The sequence below is a fragment of the Sphingobium sp. CCH11-B1 genome (genome assembly GCF_001556865.1).
In the GTDB taxonomy this organism is placed as follows: Bacteria; Pseudomonadota; Alphaproteobacteria; order Sphingomonadales; family Sphingomonadaceae; genus Sphingobium.
On the sequence record NZ_LSJY01000060.1, the window covers coordinates 1 to 537 of the forward strand.

Annotated in this window: 1 protein-coding gene; it reads left to right on the top strand. The window is 59.6% G+C overall.

Annotated features, from left to right (window positions below):
• Positions 1-104 precede the first annotated feature (104 nt).
• A partial coding sequence (locus tag AX724_RS06565) for an IS110 family transposase (protein ID WP_197421497.1) occupies positions 105-537 on the top strand: 433 nt, incomplete at its 3' end.

Sequence of the window (537 nt, forward strand, 5' to 3'; positions counted from 1 at the left end):
TGGGACACCGCGTAATTGATTTAGCCACCCTCGTGCATGGTACGAAGTCGCCTTGGCGCTTCAATGCAGGAGGGTGACCGATGTCGATTTATGCAGGATTGGACGTGAGTGACAAGACGACGCATATCTGCGTGGTCGATGTCGAGGGCAAGGTTCTGCGGCGAGATGTTGTCGCCAGCGATCCCGATGTCCTGGCCAAATGGCTCCACAAACATTGTGCCGATCTGGTGCGCGTAGTGCTGGAGACGGGAACGCTATCGACGTTCCTGTATCATGGGCTGGTCGAGCGTGGTGTCGCGATAGAATGTATCTGCGCGCGGCACGCGAAGGGCGTCCTTTCCGCACGCGTGAACAAAAGCGATGTCCATGACGCGGAAGGCCTTGCCCAACTGGCCCGCACCGGCTGGTACAAGCGCGTCCACATGAAAGCGTCGGCCACCCATATCGACAGGGCAGCTCTGCGTATCCGTGCCCAGCTCATCACTGCGCGGACATCCATGGCCAACCAGCTGCGAGGGCTCCTGAAGCTGTTCGGCC